At 69.5% G+C, this 20,509-nt stretch carries 17 protein-coding genes, 1 tRNA gene and 1 pseudogene; 15 read left to right on the top strand and 4 right to left on the bottom strand.

Annotation, left to right across the window (positions count from 1 at the left end):
* The first annotated feature begins 55 nt into the window (after nucleotides 1-55).
* Nucleotides 56-1,315 (top strand): hypothetical protein, encoded by a 1,260-nt coding sequence (locus tag G4D86_RS02075; RefSeq protein WP_163988800.1) that lies wholly within the window; start codon nucleotides 56-58, stop codon nucleotides 1,313-1,315.
* A 104-nt stretch (nucleotides 1,316-1,419) separates the two neighbouring features.
* On the opposite strand, the gene G4D86_RS02070 is transcribed toward G4D86_RS02075, so the two are convergent.
* Nucleotides 1,420-2,148: a hypothetical protein gene (locus G4D86_RS02070; RefSeq protein WP_163988798.1), complete on the bottom strand. Its 729-nt coding sequence runs from the start codon at nucleotides 2,146-2,148 to the stop codon at nucleotides 1,420-1,422.
* A 241-nt stretch (nucleotides 2,149-2,389) separates the two neighbouring features.
* On the opposite strand from G4D86_RS02070, the gene G4D86_RS02065 reads away from it, so the two are divergent.
* Nucleotides 2,390-2,791, top strand: coding sequence for a hypothetical protein (locus G4D86_RS02065; RefSeq protein WP_163988796.1), 402 nt, complete (start codon nucleotides 2,390-2,392; stop codon nucleotides 2,789-2,791).
* A gap of 183 nt (nucleotides 2,792-2,974) precedes the next feature.
* On the opposite strand, the gene hutH is transcribed toward G4D86_RS02065, so the two are convergent.
* Nucleotides 2,975-4,501, bottom strand: a complete 1,527-nt coding sequence (gene hutH, locus G4D86_RS02060) for a histidine ammonia-lyase (RefSeq protein ID WP_163988793.1) — start codon at nucleotides 4,499-4,501, stop codon at nucleotides 2,975-2,977.
* Between the two features lie 111 nt (nucleotides 4,502-4,612).
* Between hutH and G4D86_RS02055 the strand changes: the two genes are divergently transcribed.
* The 5 genes and pseudogenes from G4D86_RS02055 (at nucleotide 4,613) to G4D86_RS02040 (ending at nucleotide 9,854) form a co-directional block, all read left to right on the top strand.
* Nucleotides 4,613-5,890 (top strand): aspartate kinase, encoded by a 1,278-nt coding sequence (locus G4D86_RS02055; protein ID WP_163988783.1) that lies wholly within the window; start codon nucleotides 4,613-4,615, stop codon nucleotides 5,888-5,890.
* A 4-nt stretch (nucleotides 5,891-5,894) separates the two neighbouring features.
* Nucleotides 5,895-6,311, top strand: a complete 417-nt coding sequence (locus G4D86_RS02050; RefSeq protein ID WP_163988782.1) for a ComEA family DNA-binding protein — start codon at nucleotides 5,895-5,897, stop codon at nucleotides 6,309-6,311.
* Nucleotides 6,312-6,320: 9 nt separating this feature from the next.
* A pseudogene (locus G4D86_RS54215) lies at nucleotides 6,321-6,419 on the top strand (zinc-ribbon domain-containing protein); the annotation flags it as partial.
* Between the two features lie 6 nt (nucleotides 6,420-6,425).
* The gene (locus tag G4D86_RS02045; RefSeq protein WP_240359990.1) at nucleotides 6,426-8,501 is read left to right on the top strand and encodes a hypothetical protein; all 2,076 of its coding nucleotides are present in this window, start codon (nucleotides 6,426-6,428) and stop codon (nucleotides 8,499-8,501) included.
* Nucleotides 8,502-8,669: 168 nt separating this feature from the next.
* A complete protein-coding gene (locus G4D86_RS02040; protein WP_163988778.1) occupies nucleotides 8,670-9,854 on the top strand; it encodes a glycosyltransferase family 2 protein in 1,185 nt (394 codons plus the stop codon).
* A 76-nt stretch (nucleotides 9,855-9,930) separates the two neighbouring features.
* Here G4D86_RS02040 and G4D86_RS02035 read toward each other — a convergent pair whose 3' ends face one another.
* On the bottom strand, nucleotides 9,931-10,794 hold the full coding sequence (locus G4D86_RS02035; protein ID WP_163988776.1) for a CHAP domain-containing protein: 864 nt from the start codon (nucleotides 10,792-10,794) through the stop codon (nucleotides 9,931-9,933).
* A gap of 136 nt (nucleotides 10,795-10,930) precedes the next feature.
* Between G4D86_RS02035 and G4D86_RS02030 the strand changes: the two genes are divergently transcribed.
* The 7 genes from G4D86_RS02030 to G4D86_RS02000 all read left to right on the top strand — a co-directional run bounded on the left by G4D86_RS02030 (nucleotide 10,931) and on the right by G4D86_RS02000 (nucleotide 17,891).
* Entirely contained in the window at nucleotides 10,931-12,625 is a 1,695-nt protein-coding gene (locus G4D86_RS02030; RefSeq protein WP_163988774.1) for a serine/threonine-protein kinase, read from the top strand.
* 67 nt (nucleotides 12,626-12,692) lie between these two features.
* Entirely contained in the window at nucleotides 12,693-14,813 is a 2,121-nt protein-coding gene (locus G4D86_RS02025) for an ATP-dependent helicase (protein WP_163988772.1), read from the top strand.
* Nucleotides 14,814-14,904: 91 nt separating this feature from the next.
* Nucleotides 14,905-16,521 carry an Hsp70 family protein gene (locus G4D86_RS02020; protein WP_163988770.1) on the top strand — a complete coding sequence of 539 codons (1,617 nt, stop codon included), beginning with the start codon at nucleotides 14,905-14,907 and terminating at the stop codon, nucleotides 16,519-16,521.
* Between the two features lie 10 nt (nucleotides 16,522-16,531).
* Nucleotides 16,532-16,957: an SCP2 sterol-binding domain-containing protein gene (locus tag G4D86_RS02015; RefSeq protein ID WP_163988768.1), complete on the top strand. Its 426-nt coding sequence runs from the start codon at nucleotides 16,532-16,534 to the stop codon at nucleotides 16,955-16,957.
* 15 nt (nucleotides 16,958-16,972) lie between these two features.
* Complete coding sequence (locus G4D86_RS02010) at nucleotides 16,973-17,242, top strand: hypothetical protein (protein ID WP_163988766.1); 270 nt, start codon at nucleotides 16,973-16,975, stop codon at nucleotides 17,240-17,242.
* Between the two features lie 89 nt (nucleotides 17,243-17,331).
* Nucleotides 17,332-17,403, top strand: a tRNA-Val gene (locus G4D86_RS02005).
* A gap of 188 nt (nucleotides 17,404-17,591) precedes the next feature.
* On the top strand, nucleotides 17,592-17,891 hold the full coding sequence (locus G4D86_RS02000) for a hypothetical protein (protein WP_240359989.1): 300 nt from the start codon (nucleotides 17,592-17,594) through the stop codon (nucleotides 17,889-17,891).
* A gap of 18 nt (nucleotides 17,892-17,909) precedes the next feature.
* On the opposite strand, the gene G4D86_RS01995 is transcribed toward G4D86_RS02000, so the two are convergent.
* Nucleotides 17,910-18,875 carry a TerC family protein gene (locus tag G4D86_RS01995; protein ID WP_163988762.1) on the bottom strand — a complete coding sequence of 322 codons (966 nt, stop codon included), beginning with the start codon at nucleotides 18,873-18,875 and terminating at the stop codon, nucleotides 17,910-17,912.
* Between the two features lie 353 nt (nucleotides 18,876-19,228).
* On the opposite strand from G4D86_RS01995, the gene G4D86_RS01990 reads away from it, so the two are divergent.
* The gene (locus tag G4D86_RS01990; protein WP_163988760.1) at nucleotides 19,229-20,302 is read left to right on the top strand and encodes a carbohydrate-binding protein; all 1,074 of its coding nucleotides are present in this window, start codon (nucleotides 19,229-19,231) and stop codon (nucleotides 20,300-20,302) included.
* The last annotated feature ends 207 nt before the right edge of the window (nucleotides 20,303-20,509 follow it).

The raw sequence follows: 20,509 nt of genomic DNA, 5'->3' as shown, positions 1-20,509 counted from the left end.
TCGTCGATTCCCCGTTTGGGGGGAGATCCGGCGCTTGAGATTACACGGAGGAAACATGTTCTCTTCGATGGGTCGAATCCAACGATCGTCCGCGCGAAACTCGCTCGTCGCGCTCCTGCTCGGGCTGGCGGCGATCCTGCCCGGCGAGGCCGGGGCGCAGACCTGGCAGACGCTGCTCGATGATACTGCCTCGCTCGCGTCATGGAGCCACATGACAGCGTTTGACGACGGCAGCGCGGCGCTCGTTTCCCGAGACTACCTGCCGGGAAATACGGGAGCCGGAGTCTTCTTCCGCAAGCTGCAGGGCGGCTCCTGGTCCGCGCCGGAGCGCATCGACGGAGGACTGCCGACCTACAACGGCCGCACCGCGGAGGTGATGGGGCGGGTTTTCGTGGGGTCCGCCAACAAGGCCTCGCTCGGCGCGGCGCCGGTGACAGTGGTCATCACCGCGCGGTATTCGCGCACGATCCTCGACGCCGACGGTCTGATGTACGCGCTCTTCATGAAGCGCTGGAATGGATTTGCGTGGAGCGGGTGGACGCGCATCACGCCTGTGGGGATCGTCAATGACGTCAGCGCTGACGTCGATGGCCAGGGGCGGGTCTGGTACACCTGGAACGACGGCGACAACCGCGCCAATGGGCAATATCGACTGTCCTCGTATGATCCCGCGACCGCTTGCTCCGGCGCGGTCCATACGCTCGACACCGCGTCGCGGACCCTGACCTGGCGCAGCACGAGTCTGGTGATTGCTCCGGATGCGATCTGGGTGACGTACCGGGCTCCGGATGGAATCTACGCGCGGCGGCTCGCCAATCAGGGCGCAGGCCCGCTCGGGCCGCGGCTCTCGGTGCAGCTGGGATTCCCGTCCGGGCAGATGTCGGCCTGGGTCGACGGTACCTTGTGGGTGACCACGGAGAGTCCGCTGCGCCTGTATCGGATGAGCAGCAGCGGGTCGTTCATCCAGGAGCCGATCTCGGGTCTGACCTCCTATTACGAGGAGACGGAGTCGTCGATTGAATCAATCGATCATTATCTGCCCGTGGTCGCGCAGCGGCCAGGGAGCGGACTGGTGTTGATCGCGGCGCGCCAGTATCACTTCGAGGACTGGGTCAACCCGGGGAACGACTTCGACGAGAGCTCGCTGGTCGCGGTCGAGCGTTCGTCGGCGGGGACCTGGTCGGGACCGGTGACGCTCGAGCCGGATGAGAGCTGGTCGGAGATCGGAAACGCGGCGTCGACGAGCGCAGCCGGGCTCTTCATCGGAGGCACGAAGGCCAGCGGCGCCGTGTTCGTCCTCCGTCGGCTTCCGTAGACCAGCCCGCCCCCAACAGGGCCCCCATTCCGCCGACTGTGAAGCGGAGGTAGCGCGCCGTCACCGTCCGGCGCCGCTCCAGGAGGAGTGGGAGACGCTTCCGGCTAGAGGAAGGAGAAGGAGCCGACGAGCTTCTTGAATGGCTCGTCCGCCTCCGACGGTCTCAGGTAGATGAGCTGGTAGATGGTGTCACCGGCAACGAAGGCTCTCTGGGACATCCGCTTCCCGCTGGGACTGGTGAACTCGAAATCGCGACCCGGGCAGCTGTGCCCGGAACGTTTCACGACAACCACCGTGTCGCGCACCAGGCGTCCGTTGAGGCGGACGCGCGCGCCGTCACGAATTCCCCTCAGGATGTCATTGGCCTCCGGCCGGCTGAATCTCCCTTTCAGACGCTTGATGACAGTGACGTACAGGAAGCTCTCCTTCTCTTCTGTCATGCTGACGTAGGAGCGAATCTCCAGGCGTCCCATGGAGGGGTCCAATTCCGTGCTGGACTCCTCTTCGGGTTCGGACGGGAAGGCGGCCTGGAAACCTCCGTCCTCGAGGGTGAAGACCTGCCAATCTCCGGGAACGCTCGGTGCGGCGGCAGTTACCTCCACGGAGGGCGTGGCGTTCTCGGAGGTTGGAGCCTGTGACTCCTCGGGCGCGCTGGCCGCGGCAGGCGTTGCCTCCACGGAGGGCGTGGCGTTCTCGGAGGTTGGAGCCTGTGACTCCTCGGGCGCGCTGGCCGTGGCAGGCGTTGCTTCCGGGGCAGTGGGTCTGGCGGTCGGAGGTGTGGCCGCGCAGCCGGTGAGCAGTATGAACGTCAGCGCGGACAGGAGTCGGGTCATGACGCGACCATACCGCAGTTGTTCAACAGGCCAGACGCACGGCTCCGGCTGTGCCACGGGACGGGCTGCATCTTCACGTTCTGGGAGGGCACGCTTCAGTCCATCCTGATGCGCGACAAGGCCGGGGCCGAAGCCGGCGTGAGTGAGCTGCAGCGGCTCCGCGGCATCTATGCCCGGGCCGCGCAGCAGGGGCACACCGAGAGCCTGCGGCACTACAACCTCTTCTTCGACGCGCGGCCTCGTGCTGTCCCCGAGTGCGTGGCTCCTCAATGTGTACGCGGACAACGTCCGGTTCCAGGGGGCCCAGCAGGAGGGGACGGCGCAGGCGTACTTCGAGTACGCCGAGAAGGGCGGGCGCCACGTGGAAGAGGCCCGCGAGCTCGGAGTCCAGGCGAACTACCGGGAGTGCGAGAAGAGCGACACCAGGCTGTGCTGGCGCGGGTTCCTGCGCCGCTGGAGCGACTCGCCCCTGCGTCAGCAGGTGCGCGCGGAGCGGCTGCCGCGAGCGGCGCTCCAGGAGGCCTCCGGCTCCATCTCCAGCCTGGAGGGCTTCCTCCTCGAGTACCCGAACTCCGTGGTGGACGCTGAGGCCCGCTCCCGGCTGGCGGCCCTGCGAGGCGAGGCCTCCGGCACGCCTCCCTGACGTGACGAGTGGCCGGGGCGTGGGCTACGTCCTCGGAGCGATAGGCCATGGCGCGCATTGGTTCTGTTGGCGCTCAAGACGGGGCTGCGGCATGGGGAGTTGAGGGGACGGAGAAAAGCCCAGCAACCCCTGAGGATTGCTGGGCTTGGAATGGCGAGGAGTACGGGAATCGAACCCGTGGCCTCAGGCCGTGGCGGACTTCACCGCCGCGTGCAGCGCGCCCGAGTCGATGAGCTGGCTCACCGCCTCGATGTCCTTGTGCAGCTCACGATCCCTGTCCATGTGCGGCACCTTGCTGCGCACCAGCTCATACGCCGCCAGCGCGCCCTTGCCGGGCTTCACCGGCAGCCGGAAGTCCAGCGCCTGCGCCGCGCACAGCACCTCAATGGCCAGACACGAACGCGTGAATTCACTCACCTGTCTGCCCTTGAGCGCCGCCGTCATGCCCATGGACACGTGGTCCTCGCGGCCCGCGGAGGACGGAATCGAGTCCACCGACGCCGGGTGGCTCAGCACTCGGGACTCGGCCACCAGCGCCGCGCTCGTCACCTGCGCAATCATGAAGCCCGAGTTCAACCCCGAGTTCTTCGCCAGGAACGCCGGCAGCCCCGACAGCGACGGGTTCACCAGCTGCTCCACGCGCCGCTCGCTGATGGACGACAGCTGCGTCAGCGCCATCGCCACCACGTCCATCGCCAGGGAGATGGGCTGCCCGTGGAAGTTGCCGCCCGAGACAATCCGCTCCGTCTCCGTGAACACCAGCGGGTTGTCCGTCGCGCTGTTCACCTCCACCTCCAGGATGCGCCGCGCGAAGGCCATGCCCTCGCGCGCCGCGCCGTGCACCTGCGGCATGCAGCGCAGCGAGTAGGGGTCCTGCACCTTGCTGCAGTTGACGTGCGTCTCCACCAGCTCACTGCCCACCAGGATCCGCCGCAGGTGCGCCGCGCAGGCCTTCTGGCCCGGGTGCGCGCGCACGTCGTGAATCTCCGGGATGAACGGCTTGTGGCTGCCCAGCAGGCCCTCCAGCGTCATCGCCCCCGCCACGTCCGCGATGTCCGCCAGCGTCTCCGCGCGGAGCTGGAGCAGCGTGCCCACCGCGCACATGGCCTGCGTGCCATTCACCAGCGCGAGGCCCTCCTTGGCCTCCAGCACCACCGGCTGCAGTCCGGCCTTCTCCAATGCCTGACGCGCCGGCATCCGCTGGCCCTGGTGGAAGGCCTCGCCCTCGCCGATGAACACCAACGCCAGGTGCGCCAGCGGCGCCAGGTCACCCGAGGCGCCCACGCTGCCTCGCTCGGGCACCACCGGCACCACGTCCCGGTTCAGCATGTCCAGCGCCAGGCCCAGCGTCTCCGGGCGGATGCCGGAGTAGCCCTTGGCCAGCACGTTGCACCGCAGCAGCAGCAGCGCCCGGGCCTCCGGCAGGGGCAGGGGCGTGCCCACGCCGCATGCATGCGAGAGGATGAGGTTGCGCTGAAGGTCCCGAAGGTCCTTCTTGTCGATGCGGACCTCGGCCAGCGTGCCGAAGCCCGTGTTGATGCCGTAGGACGGGGTGTCCCCGGCGGCGACCCGGTCCACCAGGGCGCGCGAGGCGCGGACGCGGGTGGCCGCTTGCGGGGCCAGCTCCACGGTGGCCTCGTTCCGGGCCACCTGGAGGATTTCCTCCAGCTTGAGGGTGTCACCGTCGATGAGGATGCGAGCGCGAGACATTGGGGCTCCAAAGGGGTGCGTAAACGCCAGAATGCCGGCTGCGGGCGCTTTACACCCGAGGGCGCTGCTCGTATAGCTCCGGCCCGACTGAAGAGGGAGGTCGCAGGCGCCGTGGCATTGATCGTCCAGAAGTATGGCGGTACCTCGGTGGGAAACGTCGACCGCATCAAGAACGTCGCCCTCCGCTGCCTGGCCGCCCAGGAAGCAGGACATGACGTCGTGGTCGTCGTCTCGGCGATGTCGGGTGAGACGAACCGCCTGCTCAAACTCGTGGCGCAGATCACCGACCGGCCCGACGAGCGCGAGCAGGACGTGATTGTCGCCACCGGTGAGCAGGTCTCCATCGGCCTCGTGGCGCTGGCCATCCAGGCCCAGCAGGGGAAGGCGACCAGCTTCCTCGGCCACCAGGTGCGCATCGTCACCGACAGCACCTTCTCCAAAGCACGCATCAAGAGCATCGACGCGCAGCCCATCCGCGCCGCCCTGGCCAAGGGCCACATCGTCGTGGTCGCCGGCTTCCAGGGTGTGGACGAGGAGGGGAGCGTCACCACGCTGGGACGTGGAGGCTCGGACACCACGGCGGTGGCGGTGGCCGCGGCGCTCCAGGCCGATGCGTGTGAAATCTATACGGACGTGGACGGCGTCTACACCACCGACCCGAACATGGTCCCCGCCGCGCGCAAGCTGGACCGCATCACCTACGAGGAGATGCTCGAGCTGGCCAGCGTGGGGGCCAAGGTGCTGCAGATCCGCTCCGTCGAATTCGCCATGAAGTACAAGGTGCCGCTCTGGGTGAAGTCGTCCTTCACCGATGACCCCGGCACTCTCGTGTGTGAGGAGGACAAGTCCATGGAGGACGTGCTGGTCCGCGGAGTCGCCTACGACCGGAACGAGGCGAAGATCACCGTGTGCGGCGTGCCGGACGTTCCGGGCGCGGCGGCGAAGATCTTCGGCGCGCTCGACGAGAAGCACATCGTGGTGGACCTCATCGTCCAGAACCCGGCGCGGGATGGCCGGACGGACCTGACCTTCACGGTGGGCAAGACGGACTTCGCCAAGGCTCAGGAGGTGGTGAAGGAAGTCGCCCAGGACATCCAGGCCGCGGGCATCGAGACGGACGACAACATCGCCAAGGTGTCCATCGTCGGCGTGGGCATGCGCAACCACTCGGGCGTGGCGGCGCGAATGTTCCAGGCGCTGTCGTCGGAGGGCATCAACATCCAGATGATCTCCACGTCGGAGATCAAGGTGTCGTGCGTGGTCCACTCCAAGTACACGGAGCTGGCCGTGCGCGCGCTGCACACCGCGTTCGGGTTGGATCAGCCCATGCCTCCCGAGGGCGTCTCCGCCGTCTCCGAGACAGCCGCCCTCAAGGGCGAGAAGGTCTGAGTCCGTGGCGGGTCGCACCGCCGCGCTCGCCGTCGCCGCGCTGGGGGTGATCGGGCTGGGCGCAGTGGCTCGCCTGCAGTGGCCCGACTCCGCTCCGGCGCTGGACTGCGCGCCGGAGGCGGTGCGGATTGGCGCGGACGGGGTGGCCACCTGCGGCGCGGGGCTCGCGCCGTCGGGGGCGCAGGCCCTGGCGCTGGGCCGCCGGTTGGACCTCAACACCGCCACCGAGGACGAGCTTGCCCTCCTGCCGGGCGTGGGGCCCGCGTTGGCCCGGCGCCTCGTGGAGGCCCGCGAGGACGGCGGTGGTTTCGCGAGCTGGGATGCGGTGGATGACGTCCCGGGCGTGGGTGCTGCCAAGTTGCAGACCCTCCAGGCGGCCACGTCATTGGGAGCCGCTCCGGACGCCGGGCCCGTGTGGTAAGCACGGTGCGTGCAGATCTCCTGCCCTCAGTGCTCCATGCAGTACGTGCTCGACCCCCGCCTGCTTCCCCCGGGAGGCGCGTCGGTCCAGTGTACGCGCTGTGGCCATGTGTTCATGGCCTCTCCCAACGGACAGGCGCCGGCCCCTCGGCCCGCTTCGACGACGCCGGGCGGTGCGACGCCGGTCCCGAGCTCCACGCAGATTTTTGGCGCGGGCCGCTCGCAGATGACGTCCACGCAGATCTTCGGCTCGGGGCCGCATCCGAAGCCTCAGCTGGACGGGGCGGCCTCCACGCCGGTGCCGAATACGACGCAGACCTTTGGCGCGGTGCAGGCGGCTGACAGGTCGGGCCCGGCCGTTCCTCCTCCGCCCTCCGTTGCGCCCGTGGGTGTGACCCGGACGTTCGGGGCGGTGGCGGCGCAGCCGGGGAACGCGACGCAGACGTTTGGCGCGGTGCCCGCGCAGGGCAGCACGCCTGGCAATGCAACGCAGACCTTCGGGGCCGTGCGGGCCCAGGGCTCGACGGCCCCGGGCAATGCGACGCAGACCTTCGGTGCGGTGCCGGCGCAGGGCGCTGCTGCTCCGGGCAATGCGACGCAGACGTTTGGTGCGGTGTCTGCGCAGGCCGCCGCACCTGGCAATGCGACGCAGACCTTCGGCGCGGTGCCTGCCCAGAGCGGCTCCTCTCCTGGCAACACCACCCAGACGTTCGGCGCTGTCCCAGCGCGAGGCTCCCCGTCGCAGGGCCACACCCAGGCGTTCGGCGCCGTGCCCGCGCACGACGCGTCCTCGCCCATCGGGAGGACGCAGACATTCGGTGCCGTCCCCGCGCACGAGACGCCTGTCGGCTCGGAGCGCGTCACGGGCCAGGCGCCGGTGTCGCCGCCCGAGTCAGGTATTCCCCCGAGGTCGACCTCCGGCATCTTCCCGGCCCGCGGCTCGCATACCCCCATGGGCCAGACCCAGGCGTTTGGCGCGGTGCCGGCGATACCTCCCGAGGAGGCTCGCGGACCGGTGACGACCCAGGCCTTCGGCGCGGTGTCTCCCGAGCCGCCGGGGCAGGGCGCCACCAGTGGTCGCACGAACCTCTTCGGCGCGGTGGCCTCCGCTCCCGGCGAGGACACCGGCATCCAGCTGCCTCCCGAGCCCGTGGGCTCCGAGACGCTGCTGCCCTTCGGCCCGACGTCGCAGGGGCCCGCGGCCGTCGAGCCCGTCTCCGGGGCGGGGAGCACCGCGCGCCGCGCCCAGGTGGAGTTGCCTCCGGAGCTGCTCGCGGCGACTCGGGCACCTGCTTCGTCGAGGCCGCCCTTCGACTCCGGAAGTGCGTCCAGCGGCCGTGAGCGACTGTGGATTGCGCTGGCCGTGGCGGCGGGGCTCGTGCTGACGGCCGTGCTGGCCTACCCGGCGTGGCGCGACCGGGACACGGACATGCCGGCGGCGGCGGTGGAGGACAAGGACCGCGCGGCGGCGCTGCTGCGCCGGGATGACTCCGCCTCGCGCGAGCAGGCCATCCAGCGCCTGCGCACCCTGAACGCCGCGCACCCGAAGTACATCGAGGCCCAGGCCGAGCTGGCCGTGGCCCAGTCGCTGCGACTGTCCGACCTGCAGGCGGAGACCGAGCGGCTCCAGCTGCGCTCCGAAAAGCTGAGGCGGGAGAAGCAGGAGGCCGGGGGAGGGGAGGCGGTGGACAAGGAGCTGGCGGAGATCGCCGGCGCGCTGGCCCCGCTCCGGAGCGACGCGGACACGCTGCGCAAGGACCTGTACACGCAGCTCTCCGTCCTGGCCATGGGGCCCGAGGTGGAGCCCGCCCCGGCGCTGGTGGCCCGGTTGAAGGCGCGCGCCATCCATGCCGGCGTGACGGTGGCCCCAGAAGCGCTGGCCCTGGCCGAGCGGCTGCGCAACGTGGAGGGCTCGTCCAAGACGTGGAGCACGCTGGCCCGGGCCGAGTACGCGCTCAGCTCCGGCTCACCGCCGGACTCGCTGATGGAGGTCTCCAAGGAGCTGGAGACGCTGCGCCAGGAGGACCGCACCCTGCTGCGCGCCTATGTCCTGGGCGCTCGCCTGGCCCTGCGCCTGAATGATCCGGCCGCGGCTCGTTCGCTGCTGGACGACGTGCTCGCCCTCAACCCCAACCACCAGCTGGCGAGCAGGCTGCTCGAGCAACTCGACGCGGGCGCCGAGAAGCCCTGAAACGACAACCGTCCGGTGGCGCCCGTGGGCTGGAGAAAGTCCAGTCCCTCACGGGCTGATCCACCGCCAGCCCGAGCACTCCCGGGCAGATTCCGCCGCAAAGAGACTGGCTCAAGTATTGCTAGACCCCATGCAGATTCGGGGACTGGGTTACGGGAGGCATGGTCGATGGCGGAGGTCTTCTTCTGGTGTGCCGCGCTGCTGCTCGCGCACACGTACTTTCTCTACCCACTCATCCTGTTCGTACTGGATGGAGGGGCGCAGGTCGTCCAGAACATGCGGGCGATGCGGGGCGGAGCTGGAGCGGGCCGACAGGTAGCGCGCAGGGGAGGGCCGAAGAGCTCGGTCAGCCTGGTGGTGGCGGCGTACAACGAAGCGTCCTGCATCCAGCAGAAGCTGGAGAACAGCCTCGCGCTTCAGTACCCCACCGAGAAGTTCGAGGTGGTGATCGGCTCGGACGGCTCGTCGGACGGCACGGATGACATCGTCCGCAAGTGCCCGGACGCTCGGGTGCGGCTGTCTCCGGCGCCGCGCGCGGGCAAGACGACGGTGCTCAACCGCTGCATCCCCATGGCGAAGGGCGACATCGTGGTCCTCTCGGACGCGAACACGATGATCGAACCGGAGGCCATTGAACGGCTCGTGCGCCACTTCGACGACCCGGAGGTGGGGGCCGTCTGCGGCAAGCTCAAGCTCTACAATCCGACGAAGCAGGACTACGAGGAGAGCGCGTACTGGAGCTACGAGTCGCTCATCAAGATGTACGAGGGGCGGCGGGGCGCGGTGGTGGGGGCCAACGGCGGCCTGTACGCCATCCGGCGCACCCTGTTCACGGAGCTGCCGCCGTCCACCATCGTCGACGACTTCGTGATTCCGCTGCGCATCCTGGAGAAGGGCTACAAGGTCGTCTACGAGGAGCAGGCAGTTGCTCACGAGGAGACGACCGAGGACTACGGCAAGGAGTTCGGCCGCCGGGCGCGCATCGCCGCGGGCAACTTCCAGAGCCTGCGCATGGTGCCGGGGCTGCTCCTGCCGACGGCTGGCTTCCCCGCCTTCGCGTTCTGGTCCCACAAGCTGCTGCGCTGGTGCGCGCCCGCGCTGATGGGCGTGGCGCTGCTGGCCAACGTGTTCCTGCTCGACAGCATGTTCTACCGCTTCACCCTCTTCGGCCAGGCGCTGTTCTACGCGCTGGCGTACCTGGGCAAGACGGGGGTGCTGAAGCGGGGCACGTCGAAGCGGGTGGCCTCCGTGGCCTACTACTTCGTGACCATGAATCTGGCCATCGTCGTGGGCTTCTGGCGCTTCCTGCGCAACACGCAGCGCGCCGCGTGGGACCGCACCGCGCGAGCGTGAGGTGACATGAACATCGCGCCCGGGAGCCTGTTCGTCACGGCCCCGGGACGCGAGTGACAGCCGGTGCGGTGGGGCTCTAGCGGAGCGCCACCGGCACCGGCTTCGTCTTTGCGGGCACTGCGGGCAGCACGCTGCCGAAGGACGCGAAGAGCTGGCCGGTGAGCACGGGCTCGCGGTTGGGACCGGGGTGGCGCAGGTAGTCGTTGAGCACCTCGCCCGTCTTCGGATTCCGCGGCAGGTGGGGGCGGGCGAGGTTCATCTGGTAGCGCACGACGCCCCGGCGCACGCGGTGGATGACGGTGACGGTGCCGTCGGTGTCCACGGCGTCCACGATTCCCACGTGGGTGAGCCCGTCGTTGCGACGGCCATCCCGGTTCTGGTCATACGTCTCGCGGAAGAACACGAGGTCGCCGGGCACGGGCCGGCCTTCCGTGTACACGCGGCCGCGCGCACGGGCATGGCGGTAGAGGGCGGTGACGCCGTTGTCGCCGGGCTTGAGCGTGCCGCGGAAGTTGACGCCGGCCTGGGCATAGACGCCCTCGATGAGGCCGGTGCAGTCGGCGGGGTACTTGCGCCCGTTGAGGACCACCTGGGACTTGCCCACCAGTGCGCGCGCCGTGGCGAGGACCGTCTCGCGGGGAGTGGCGGACTCCGTGGCGCGGGCCGGGGTGACGGCGGGCTTCGTGGCCACCGGTTTCGGAGCGCGGGAGGCCACCGGCTTCGTCCGGGTCTTGCCCGAGGACACCGTCATGCGCGAGGGCGCGCGTGCCGGCTGCTCGGCGACGACGGGGCTGGAGAGCGACTCGCGCGGGAAGGCGGGCGGGGAGGCGGAGCGGTAGCGCAGGCTGTAGGAGTCCAGCCAGGGCTCCAGCGGCGCGCGGGTGGCGGCACACCCCGTCGCCATCACCGCGAGGATTCCCATCAGCGCAACCGACCTCATGGAGCGACCTCCCTGTAGCGTCCTGAGGCAGCCATGCTCGACCCGAGTTCGGGTGTCGTCAAAAAACCCACCCAGGCAACCGGCCGTCGCGGCTCGGGTTTCCGGGTGAGCGTGGGTGCGGTATTGCTGGGGGTGAATGGCCTCCCTCCGTCGAGCCCTCGCCGTCCTGTTGCTGGCCACCGGCTGCATCCCGTCGCCCTATGAGCGGGCCGCGAGCGCCGACACGGTGGAGGCGTACCAGACGTTCCTCCGCGAGCACCCCACGCACCCGGACGTCGACGCCGCCGAGTCGCGGCTGGCGGAGCTGGAGTTCGAGGAGGCGAAGCGGCTGCACACGGTGATTGGCTACAAGCGCTACCTGGAGGCGTACCCGGACGCCGGGCCGTCTCGCACCGCGAAGACGCTGCTGGAGGGGCTGCGCTTCAACGCCGCGAAGGAGGCCGGCACGGTGGGCGCCTGGAAGCAGTTCTTCCAGGAGCACCCGGCCGGCGCGCAGCGCGACGAGGCGAAGCGCCTGCTGGCCGAGGCCGAGGCCCGCGAGCTGGCCAGCACCGACGACCCGCGGAAGCTGGCGGACTACCTGAAGGCCTCGCCGGATGATCCCCGTCGCCAGGAGGTGGAGTCACGGCTGGACGGCCAGGCCTTCGCGGAGGCCAAGGCCTCCGGCGCGACGAAGCTCTTCGCGTACCTGAAGGACTTCCCGGCCGGCGCGCACCGCGAGGAGGCGCGCGTCCTGCTGCTGGAGCTGGAGGTGGAGGGGCTGCTCGTCTCCGGACTGGTGGACGAGGCCGAGGCGCGCGTGAAGGCGCACCCGCTGGGACCGAAGCTGACCGGCTTCCCCGAGCGCCTCACCCGGGCCCGCGCCGAGCGCGCCGCCCTGGCGCGCCCCGAGCCGCTGGCCCAGGCCGCGCACGTGGCGCACTACCTGCGCGACCTGGAGGACCTGAAGCGCGCGCTGGTGGCGCCGGACGCGTTGGACCGCTGGCAGGCCGCCGAGGAAATGGGCCAGCACGTCTCCGTGCGCGCGTTGGATCCGCTGCTGGACGCGCTGCGCTCCGCGCGCAACCCGCTGGTGCGCCAGTACGCGCTGGAGTCCTTGCGCACCGTGCTCTCCGCGCTGCCGCGCCCAGTGGCGGAGTACGAGGTGGCCTCGCGCCTGGAGTCGCTGCGCGAGCGGGCGACGAGCGCGGAGCTGTACCTCCAGGTGGCGGTGCTGCTGGACCTCTCCGGCCAGCTCGTCCAGGCGTCCACGGAGTACCAGCGCGCCTTCGACGGCGGCGCGCCGGATCCGGTGGTGCTGCGCCGCTGGGTGCAGATCCGCGAGGAGCGCAAGCAGTCCTTCTCCGCGGCGGTGGCGGCGCGGCAGCTCGCGCTGTGGTCGCTGGAGGTCGCGAACGAGGAGACCGTGACGACCGAGGGACGCATCCCCGTGGGCTCGGTGCGGCAGCTCTGCGCGGCGGCCGTCAACGCGCGCTTCGCCACGGAGGCCATCGCCCGCGCTCGCGCGGCCACCCCCGAGTTCGCCGAGGACCTGGCCGAGTTCGAGCGCAGGGCGGCCGAGGCGAAGCGGCTGGCCGAGGCCCGGCTGGCGGATGCCGAACTGATCCTCCGCGAGCAGTCGCCCGGGGCTCGCACCTGCTCCGACCAGGGCGTGCGCGAGCGGCTGGACGGCGCGGTGAAGGAGCGCACCGCCGCGCTGGACGCGGTGACCACGAAGCTGCCCCAGCAGGTGGGGCGACTGCTGCTCGAGCTGGCGAGGGAGCGGGATCCATCCCCCCAGGTCCGCGCCGCCGCGGGGGCCCGGCTGACGGCCCTGAAGCCCGTGCCCTGATCCGCTCTGATCAAACGCTCTGATCAAAGTGTCCGCGAAGGGCGGGGCGGTTAGAGTTCCCCGCCCCATGGCCACGCGCACGTACACGCTCAAGGTCGCCCCCGCGAAGCCGTCGTCGCGGATCGACTACGCCGCCCTCCTCAACGAGGAGCAGCTCGCGGCCGTGGAGGCGGAGGAGGGGCCGGTGCTCGTCATCGCCGGCGCGGGCTCCGGCAAGACGCGCACGCTCACCTTCCGCGTGGCCCGTTTGCTGGAGCGAGGCGTGCCGCCGGAGGGCATCCTCCTGCTCACCTTCACCAACAAGGCCGCGCGCGAGATGACGCGGCGGGTGGAGGAGCTGGCCGGCTCCTTCGCGGACGTGAAGCGCATCCTCGGCGGCACCTTCCACCACGCCGCGCACGTGCTGCTGCGCCAGCACGCGGGCGTGCTGGGCTTCTCCACCAACTTCACCGTGCTGGACCGCGAGGACGCGCGAGACCTCATGGTGACGTGCATCGCCGAGCGCAAGCTCAAGAGCGACAAGCGCTTCCCCCGGCCGGAGCTGGTGCTGGACCTGGTGTCCATGGCCACCAACCTCCAGCAGCCCGTGTCCCAGGTGCTGGTGGACCGCCGCCCCCAGTTCCTCCCCCTGGCCCCCGAGGTGCTCGCCACCGCCGCGCGCTACCAGCAGCGCAAGGCGCAGATGCACCTGATGGACTTCGATGACCTGCTGCTCCACCTGAAGCGGCTGCTCACCCAGCACGCCGGCATCCGCGCGCAGCTCACCGAGCGCTTCCGCTGCGTCCTCGTGGACGAGTACCAGGACACCAACCGGCTCCAGGGCGACCTCGTGGACCTGCTCGCCGGGGAGCGCAAGGACCTCACGGTGGTGGGCGACGACTGTCAGTCCATCTACAGCTTCCGAGGCGCGGACTTCACCAACATCATCGGCTTCCCCGAGCGCTACCCCGGCTGCGCCGTCTTCACGCTCACGCGCAACTACCGCTCCACCCCCGAAATCCTCCGGCTCGCCAACGCGTCCATCTCCCGCAACGAGCGCCAGTTCCCCAAGGAGCTGACGGCGGCGCGGCCCCCGGGCGCCATGCCCGTCGTCGTCCCCACGAAGGACGCCGCAGAGCAGGCCATCTTCGTGGCCCAGCGCATCCTCGAGCTGCGCGACGAGGGCCTGTCACTGGAGGCCATGGCCGTCCTCTACCGCGCCCACAGCCACTCCCTGGAGCTGCAGCTGGAGCTGGCCCGCCGCGGCATCCCCTTCCGCGTGCGCTCCGGAGTGCGCTTCTTCGAACAGGCCCACATCAAGGACGTGCTCGCCCACCTGCGGCTGGTGAACAACCCCGCGGATGAGCTCGCCTTCAAGCGGGTGGTGCGGCGCGTGCCCGGCGTGGGCCCCGCGACGACGGAGCACCTGTGGACGACCCTGCGCGCGCTCCCCGACGGCACGCCCCTGGCGGAGGGGCTGGTCCACGCCGACGTCCGGGCCCACCTGCCGCGCAAGGCCCAGAAGGGCTTCCAGGCCTTCTCCGACCTGATGGGGCGGCTCACCCGGCCGGAGGCGGCACGCACACCGGGAGTGTTGATCGAGGACGTCCTGGCCGGTGGGTACGCGGAGTACCTCAAGGCCGAGTTCGCCGTGGAGGAGCAGCGGGAGGAGGACATCCGCCAGCTCGCGGAGTTCGCCGCCCGCTTCGAGGACCTGCCGCGCTTCCTGTCCGAAATCGCCCTCGTCGCGGAGTTCGCCGCCGACCAGGCCCTGGCGGGCGACGCGCAGACGGACACTCCGGACGAGTACCTGACGCTGTCCACCGTCCACCAGGCCAAGGGGCTGGAATGGCGGGCCGTCTTCGTCCTCTGGCTGGCCGACGGTCGCTTCCCCCTGTCGCTGGCCTCCCGCCTGCCCGAGGAGGAAGAGGAAGAGCGCCGGCTGTTCTACGTCGCCCTGACGCGGGCCCGGGACGAGCTGGCGCTGGTGTACCCCCTGACAGTGCTGCCCCGGGACGGAGAGCGCATCCTCCTGCGCGTCTCCCGCTTCATCGAGGAGCTGCCGGTGGGAGAGGAGGCTCCCTATGATCGGCTCGTCCTGGCCACCGTGGAGGAGCCGCCAGTCGCACCGCCCCGGGAGGCGGCGCCCGACGTCCTACCCCAGGGACCGGCCGAGCCCCCGCCGGGCGACCCGGACCCGGAGCCCTGAGCCGGACGCCCAGAAACGCGCACGCGCCACCGCGACGTGATAGAGAGTGGAGGGCAGGCGCGCCTCCACTGGCCCACGCCCCCCGAACTTCATGGCGGACAGACCTCGCATCGTCGGGATTGACCTGGGCACCACCAACACGCTGGTGGCCTCCGTGCGCAACCGCATCCCGAAGATCGTCCCCACGGATCGCGGCAACCTCACGCTGCCGTCCGTCGTGGCCCTGTCTTCGCGCGGGGAGCTGGTGGTGGGCGGGGTGGCCAAGGACCAGATGGTCACCAACCCCCGGAACACGCTCTGGGGGACCAAGCGGCTCATCGGCCGCAAGTACAACTCCAAGGCCGTGGAGGACCTGAAGGGGTACTTCCCCTCCGACATCGTCGAGGGCCCCAACGGCGACGCGGCGGTGATGCTCGGCGGCAAGCTGTACTCGCTGCCCCAGGTGTCCAGCTTCGTGCTCGGGCAGGTGAAGACCATCGCCGAGCAGTTCCTCGGCGGCCCCATCGACGCGGCGGTCATCTCCGTCCCGGCCTACTACAACGACAACCAGCGCAACGCGGTGAAGGAGGCCGGGCGGCTGGCCGGCTTCGACGTGAAGCGCATCGTCAACGAGCCCACCGCGGCGGCGCTGGCCTACGGCTTCAACCGCGGCCTGGACCAGAAGGTCCTCGTCTATGACCTGGGCGGCGGCACCTTCGACGTGTCCGTGCTCCACCTGGCCGGCAACGTCTTCGAGGTGCTGGCCACTGGCGGCGACACCTTCCTGGGCGGCACGGACTTCGACAACCGCATCATGGAGTACGTGCTGGAGCGCTTCCGCGAGGAGAACAAGGTCGACCTCACGGAGAACCCCATCGCCCTCCAGCGCATCAAGAACGCGGCGGAAGCGGCGAAGATCGACCTGACGCTCATCCCCAACGTCGTCATCGACCTGCCCTTCATCGACGAGCGCAAGGGCAAGCCGTTGGATCTGCGCATCCCCCTGACGCGCGAGTTCCTCAACAGCCTCTCCGGCGACCTGGTGGACCGCACCTTCGACATCTGCGACCGCGTGCTGGAGGAGAAGGGCATCTCCCGCGCGGAGATCGACGAGATCATCCTCGTCGGCGGCCAGAGCCGCATGCCGCTGGTGCAGCAGAAGATCCAGGCGCACTTCGGCAAGGCCCCGCGCAAGGGCGTCCACCCGGACGAGTGCGTGGCGCTGGGCGCGGCGCTGCTGGGCGACTCGCTGGGCAGCATCGACGCGGTGACGCTGCTGGACGCGCTGTCCATGCCCATCGGCTACGCGATGCCCAACGGCCGCGTGAAGCGCATCATCGAGAAGAACTCGCTCATCCCCCTGGTGAAGAGCTTCCGCCTGCCTCCGCCGAAGGAGCCGGGCTCGCCCTTCATCGAGCTGGACATCTACCAGGGCGACAGCGACATGCTGGTGGACAACGAGTACCTGGGCACCGTGCGCGTGCCCTCCGCCGCCGCGGGCCGGAAGATCGACTTCCGCCTCACCGAGGAGTGTCTGCTCCAGGTGACGGTGGAGGAGGCCAGCGGGATGCGCAAGGTGGACCTCGCCACGCGGGACACGCCCGAGCAGCTCAAGCGGGCCCTGCAGGAGGCCGCCTCGCGCAATACCCAGCAGGGGCCCTCGTCGAGCAACGCCAGCGACAACGGGGGGCTCCTGTCTCGCATCGGGAGCATCTTCCGGAGGGGCTAGGGAGTCCGCGATGCCGAAGTTCCCGTCGAAGGAGTGGTTGGACGAGGCCGTCCGGCTCACCAACGAGGACCCCGAGTGCGCCGTCGCCGGCAAGGGCTGGAAGGGCGACTTCGGGGCCGTGGTGGAGGCCGAGCCGGGCAAGCTGGCCAAGACGTTCGTGGTCCACGTCGTCCCCGGTGAGTGCCGGATTGAAAAGGCTCGCGTGCTCGCGGATCCGGACGACCTGGACGAGCTGGAGCCCGTCTACCTGGCGCGCGCGCCGTACACCGTCTGGAAGCAGCTCCTGAAGGGCACACTGGACCCCGTGGAGGCGGTGCTCAAGCGCCGCATCTCCATGAAGGGCGACCTGCAGCCGCTCATCGAGCGCATGAAGTACAAGGGCATCGCCGACCGGGTCTTCGCGAAGCTGCAGACGCAGTACATCGACGAGCCGTGAGCGGGGAGGGGCCACATGGGCATCAGGGACGACTTGAAGAAGCAGGCGCTGGACGTGTCCGGCAAGGCCGTGGAGAAGCTCATGGCCGACGAGAAGCGCGCCATGGCCATCGCCACCGCCATCGGGAAGGTGCAGCGGGGCAAGCAGGCGCTCGACCGGGGCCAGGAGGAGCTGATGAAGGCCTTCCACTTCGCGCCCCGCAGCGAGTTCAAGTCCCTGGGCAAGCAGCTGTCAGGACTCAAGCGCCGCCTGCGTGAGCTGGAAGAGAAGCTGGACTCGCTGTAGTCGAAATTGCGTTGACACCCGCGCGGGCGGATGGCATTTACCCCCGCGTTCGTCGCCGCTGAAGCCGACGCGGCAGCGACACACAGCAAGGGCGTATAGCTCAGCGGTAGAGCACTGCCTTCACACGGCAGGGGTCGCAGGTTCAATCCCTGCTGCGCCCACTTCAAAGAGGCCGTGAGTCTTAGGGGAAACCCGAGGCTCACGGCCTCTTCGTTTTCCGGCCGCGGAATGTTCACTGTTTGAGGCGTCGCGCCGTCCTCGGATGTGACGCAACCCGGTGGCATGTCACCCTGAGTCCGTGCCGACGAGGAACCTCCGATTCACATGGGAGCCGCGGGGAAGCGTGCTCGTGCGAGCCACGCCTCCGAACGACGTGCTGGCGGACTACCTCTCCGAGGAGCTGCAGCCGGGTTCGGGCGCGGCGGAGCGACTGCTGGCATTGATTCACGAGCTCCACGCGGGCCGCATGGGCACCTGGGAGGTGCCCGGGGACTGCTGGAGCGTCGAGTTCAGCCCGGTGCGCGCCACCATCCGCACCGAGCACGCCATTCCAGGGCGCACGCTGCACCTGCCCCTGGAGGACTTCGAGGAGGCGGTGCGCGCCTGGCTGGACTTCGTGGCGCTGCAACGCGCCTCCTCCGCCTCCTGAAGCAGCGGGCGAGGCTGCTCAGGCCTCGCTCGCCTTGGGCAGCTCCTTCGCGGCCGGGGCATTCCGGCTCTTGATGAGCGACGCGACGATGCTGCCGCCCAGCAGGGTGGCGATGATGCCCAGCGAGAGCGCGGGAGGAATCTTCACGAAGTCCACCGCGGCCATCTTCGCGCCCACGAAGACGAGCACCGCCGACAGGCCCACCTTCAGGTAGCTGAACTTCTCCACCGCGCCGGCCAGCAGGAAGAACATGGAGCGCAGGCCGAGGATGGCGAAGATGTTCGACGTGAAGACGATGAAGGGGTCTCTCGTCACCGCGAAGATGGCGGGGATGGAGTCGAGCGCGAAGATGACGTCCGACGCCTCCACCAGCAGCAGCGCCATGAACAGCGGCGTGGCCAGCCAGCGGGCGTTCTCCTTCGTGAAGAAGTGATGCCCGTCAAAGGAGCTCGTGGAGGGGATGGTGCGCCGGGCGAAGCGCATCAGCCAGCCGTCCTCCGGGTGCTCTTCCTTGTTGCGCTGGAGGAAGAGCTTCACGCCGGTGAGGATGAGGAAGGCGCCGAAGACGTAGATGAGCCAGTGGAAGCGCTCCAGCATCGCCACGCCCGCGAAGATCATGATGGCGCGCAGCACCAGCGCACTGAGGATGCCCCAGAAGAGCACCCGGTGCTGGTAGAGCGCGGGGATGCGCAGCGCGGAGAAGATGACGACGAAGACGAAGATGTTGTCGACGGAGAGCGACTTCTCGATGAGGTAGCCGGTGAGGAACTGCATGCCCGGCTCGGCGCCGAACTTCCACCACACGCCCGCGTTGAAGAGCAGCGCCAGGCTGATCCACACCGCGCTCCACCCCAGCGCCTCCTTCACCTTCACCACGTGCGCCTTGCGGTGGAACACGCCCAGGTCCAGCGCCAACATCGCGATGACGAACGCGATGAAGCCGCCCCACAGGGCTGGACTGCCTACGCTCTCTAGATTTCCCATAGGGACTCTGAGTTAAGGAGCCCCCCATCCATCCACAAATAGGGATTCCAGCGTCGCTCCTTCGAGAAAACCGAAGGATGTGCGAGGCCTGGATGCTGGTCTGCCCTCCGGAGGAGCAGGCGGAGGGCCGCTCCGGCGTCCGGCCCCGCCTCGGGAACTGTTCAGTAGCGTGATGGGTTGTGACCCGTCCCGGTTGGACTGAACAGTCACGGGTCATCGAGACCAGCCAGGCGTCCCCGTCCCCCCCGCGAAGGCAGCTCCGGCCTTCTGGGACGAGGGCGCGGCGTTGAAGGCCGCCCGCGATGGCGCTCGCGGCCCCGTCACTCTCGTGGCCCCCGAAGAAGGACAGAGCATTGATCCGGAACCGTTTTCTCGCTTCGACGTGTGGCGCGCTGTTCGCGCTGGCTACTGCCTCCGGCTGCGGTAACCCTGGTAACGAAGGAACCACTACGCCAGGGGCCGTCGAGCCGCCCGTAGAGCAGCCCCAGCTGCCGAGCCCCACCCCGTCCGAGCCCTCGCCGGAGCCGACTCCCGCGCCTGGCCCCACGCCGACTCCGGGGGCGCCCGCGCCCGTCCCGACGCCCGCTCCGGACCCGGTCCCCGCTCCGACGCCTCCCCCCACGCCGGCCCCCGCCCCGACCCCTTCCCAGCCGGGCACGGACAAGTTCGGCGTGACGATGCTGTACCCGAGCGCGGCCGGCGGTGAGGAGTGGTTCCTCGCGGAGAACGCCACGGCGGACACGCGCTTCGACCCGCAGCAGGCGATTACGCGCAACGCGGACGGCTCCTGGAAGATGAAGAGCAGCCAGGTGCGCATGGGCGTCTCCACGACCACGGGCTACAGCGCCGCGAAGATTCCGACGTACGACCGCGACGTGATGGCCAGCCGCGGCTACATGCAGGCGCCGAACGACTGGAAGAACATCGAGATGACGGGCTTCGTGAAGCTCAACGCGGTGCAGGACACCTCGGACAACTTCGACTGGTACGCGCGCGGCGGCAAGCACAACGACGACAACTCCGGCTGCGAGGGCAGCAGCTACAAGGGCGGCCTGCACTACGACGGCCGCGCCCGCTGGCAGAAGGAGACGTGGCACGTCTCCTACGAACAGGCCCCGTACCAGCCCGCCACCTCGGCGCTGAAGGGCCGCTGGGTGGGCTTCAAGGCCGTGATGCGCAACACCCAGGCCAACGGCAAGGAGGCCGTGCACCTGGAGCTGTACGTCAACGAGAACGCCGACAAGGTCACCTGGAAGAAGGTCGCCGACATGGTGGACGCCGGGAACTGGGGCGGTGACGCCCAGCACTGCGGCGGCGCGGTGGGCGCCATGCCGATTACGTGGGGCGGCCCCATCGCCACGTTCCGCTGGGACAACGCCAACGACGTGGACTTCAAGTGGCTGTCCGTCCGTGAAATCCAGCCGTAGTCAGAGGTGTGCGCCGGCTTCATCCGTGTGACGTGGTGAAGCCGGTGTCGTGAAGCCAACGGGGGCGCGGAGGGCGGAGGCCTTTCGCGCCCTTCGTGTTTCCTGGCGAACGCGGGAGGCGTCCGCCGGCGGACGTCCGCATTGTACTGGAGGGCAGGTGGCCGGGGTGTCGGAGGGTTCCCAGCCTTCGGGCGCCGACGCGCCAGT

It is taken from the genome of Pyxidicoccus caerfyrddinensis, from assembly GCF_010894405.1.
Lineage (GTDB): Bacteria > Myxococcota > Myxococcia > Myxococcales > Myxococcaceae > Myxococcus > Myxococcus caerfyrddinensis.
This window is presented reverse-complemented; position numbering and strand designations above follow the sequence as displayed.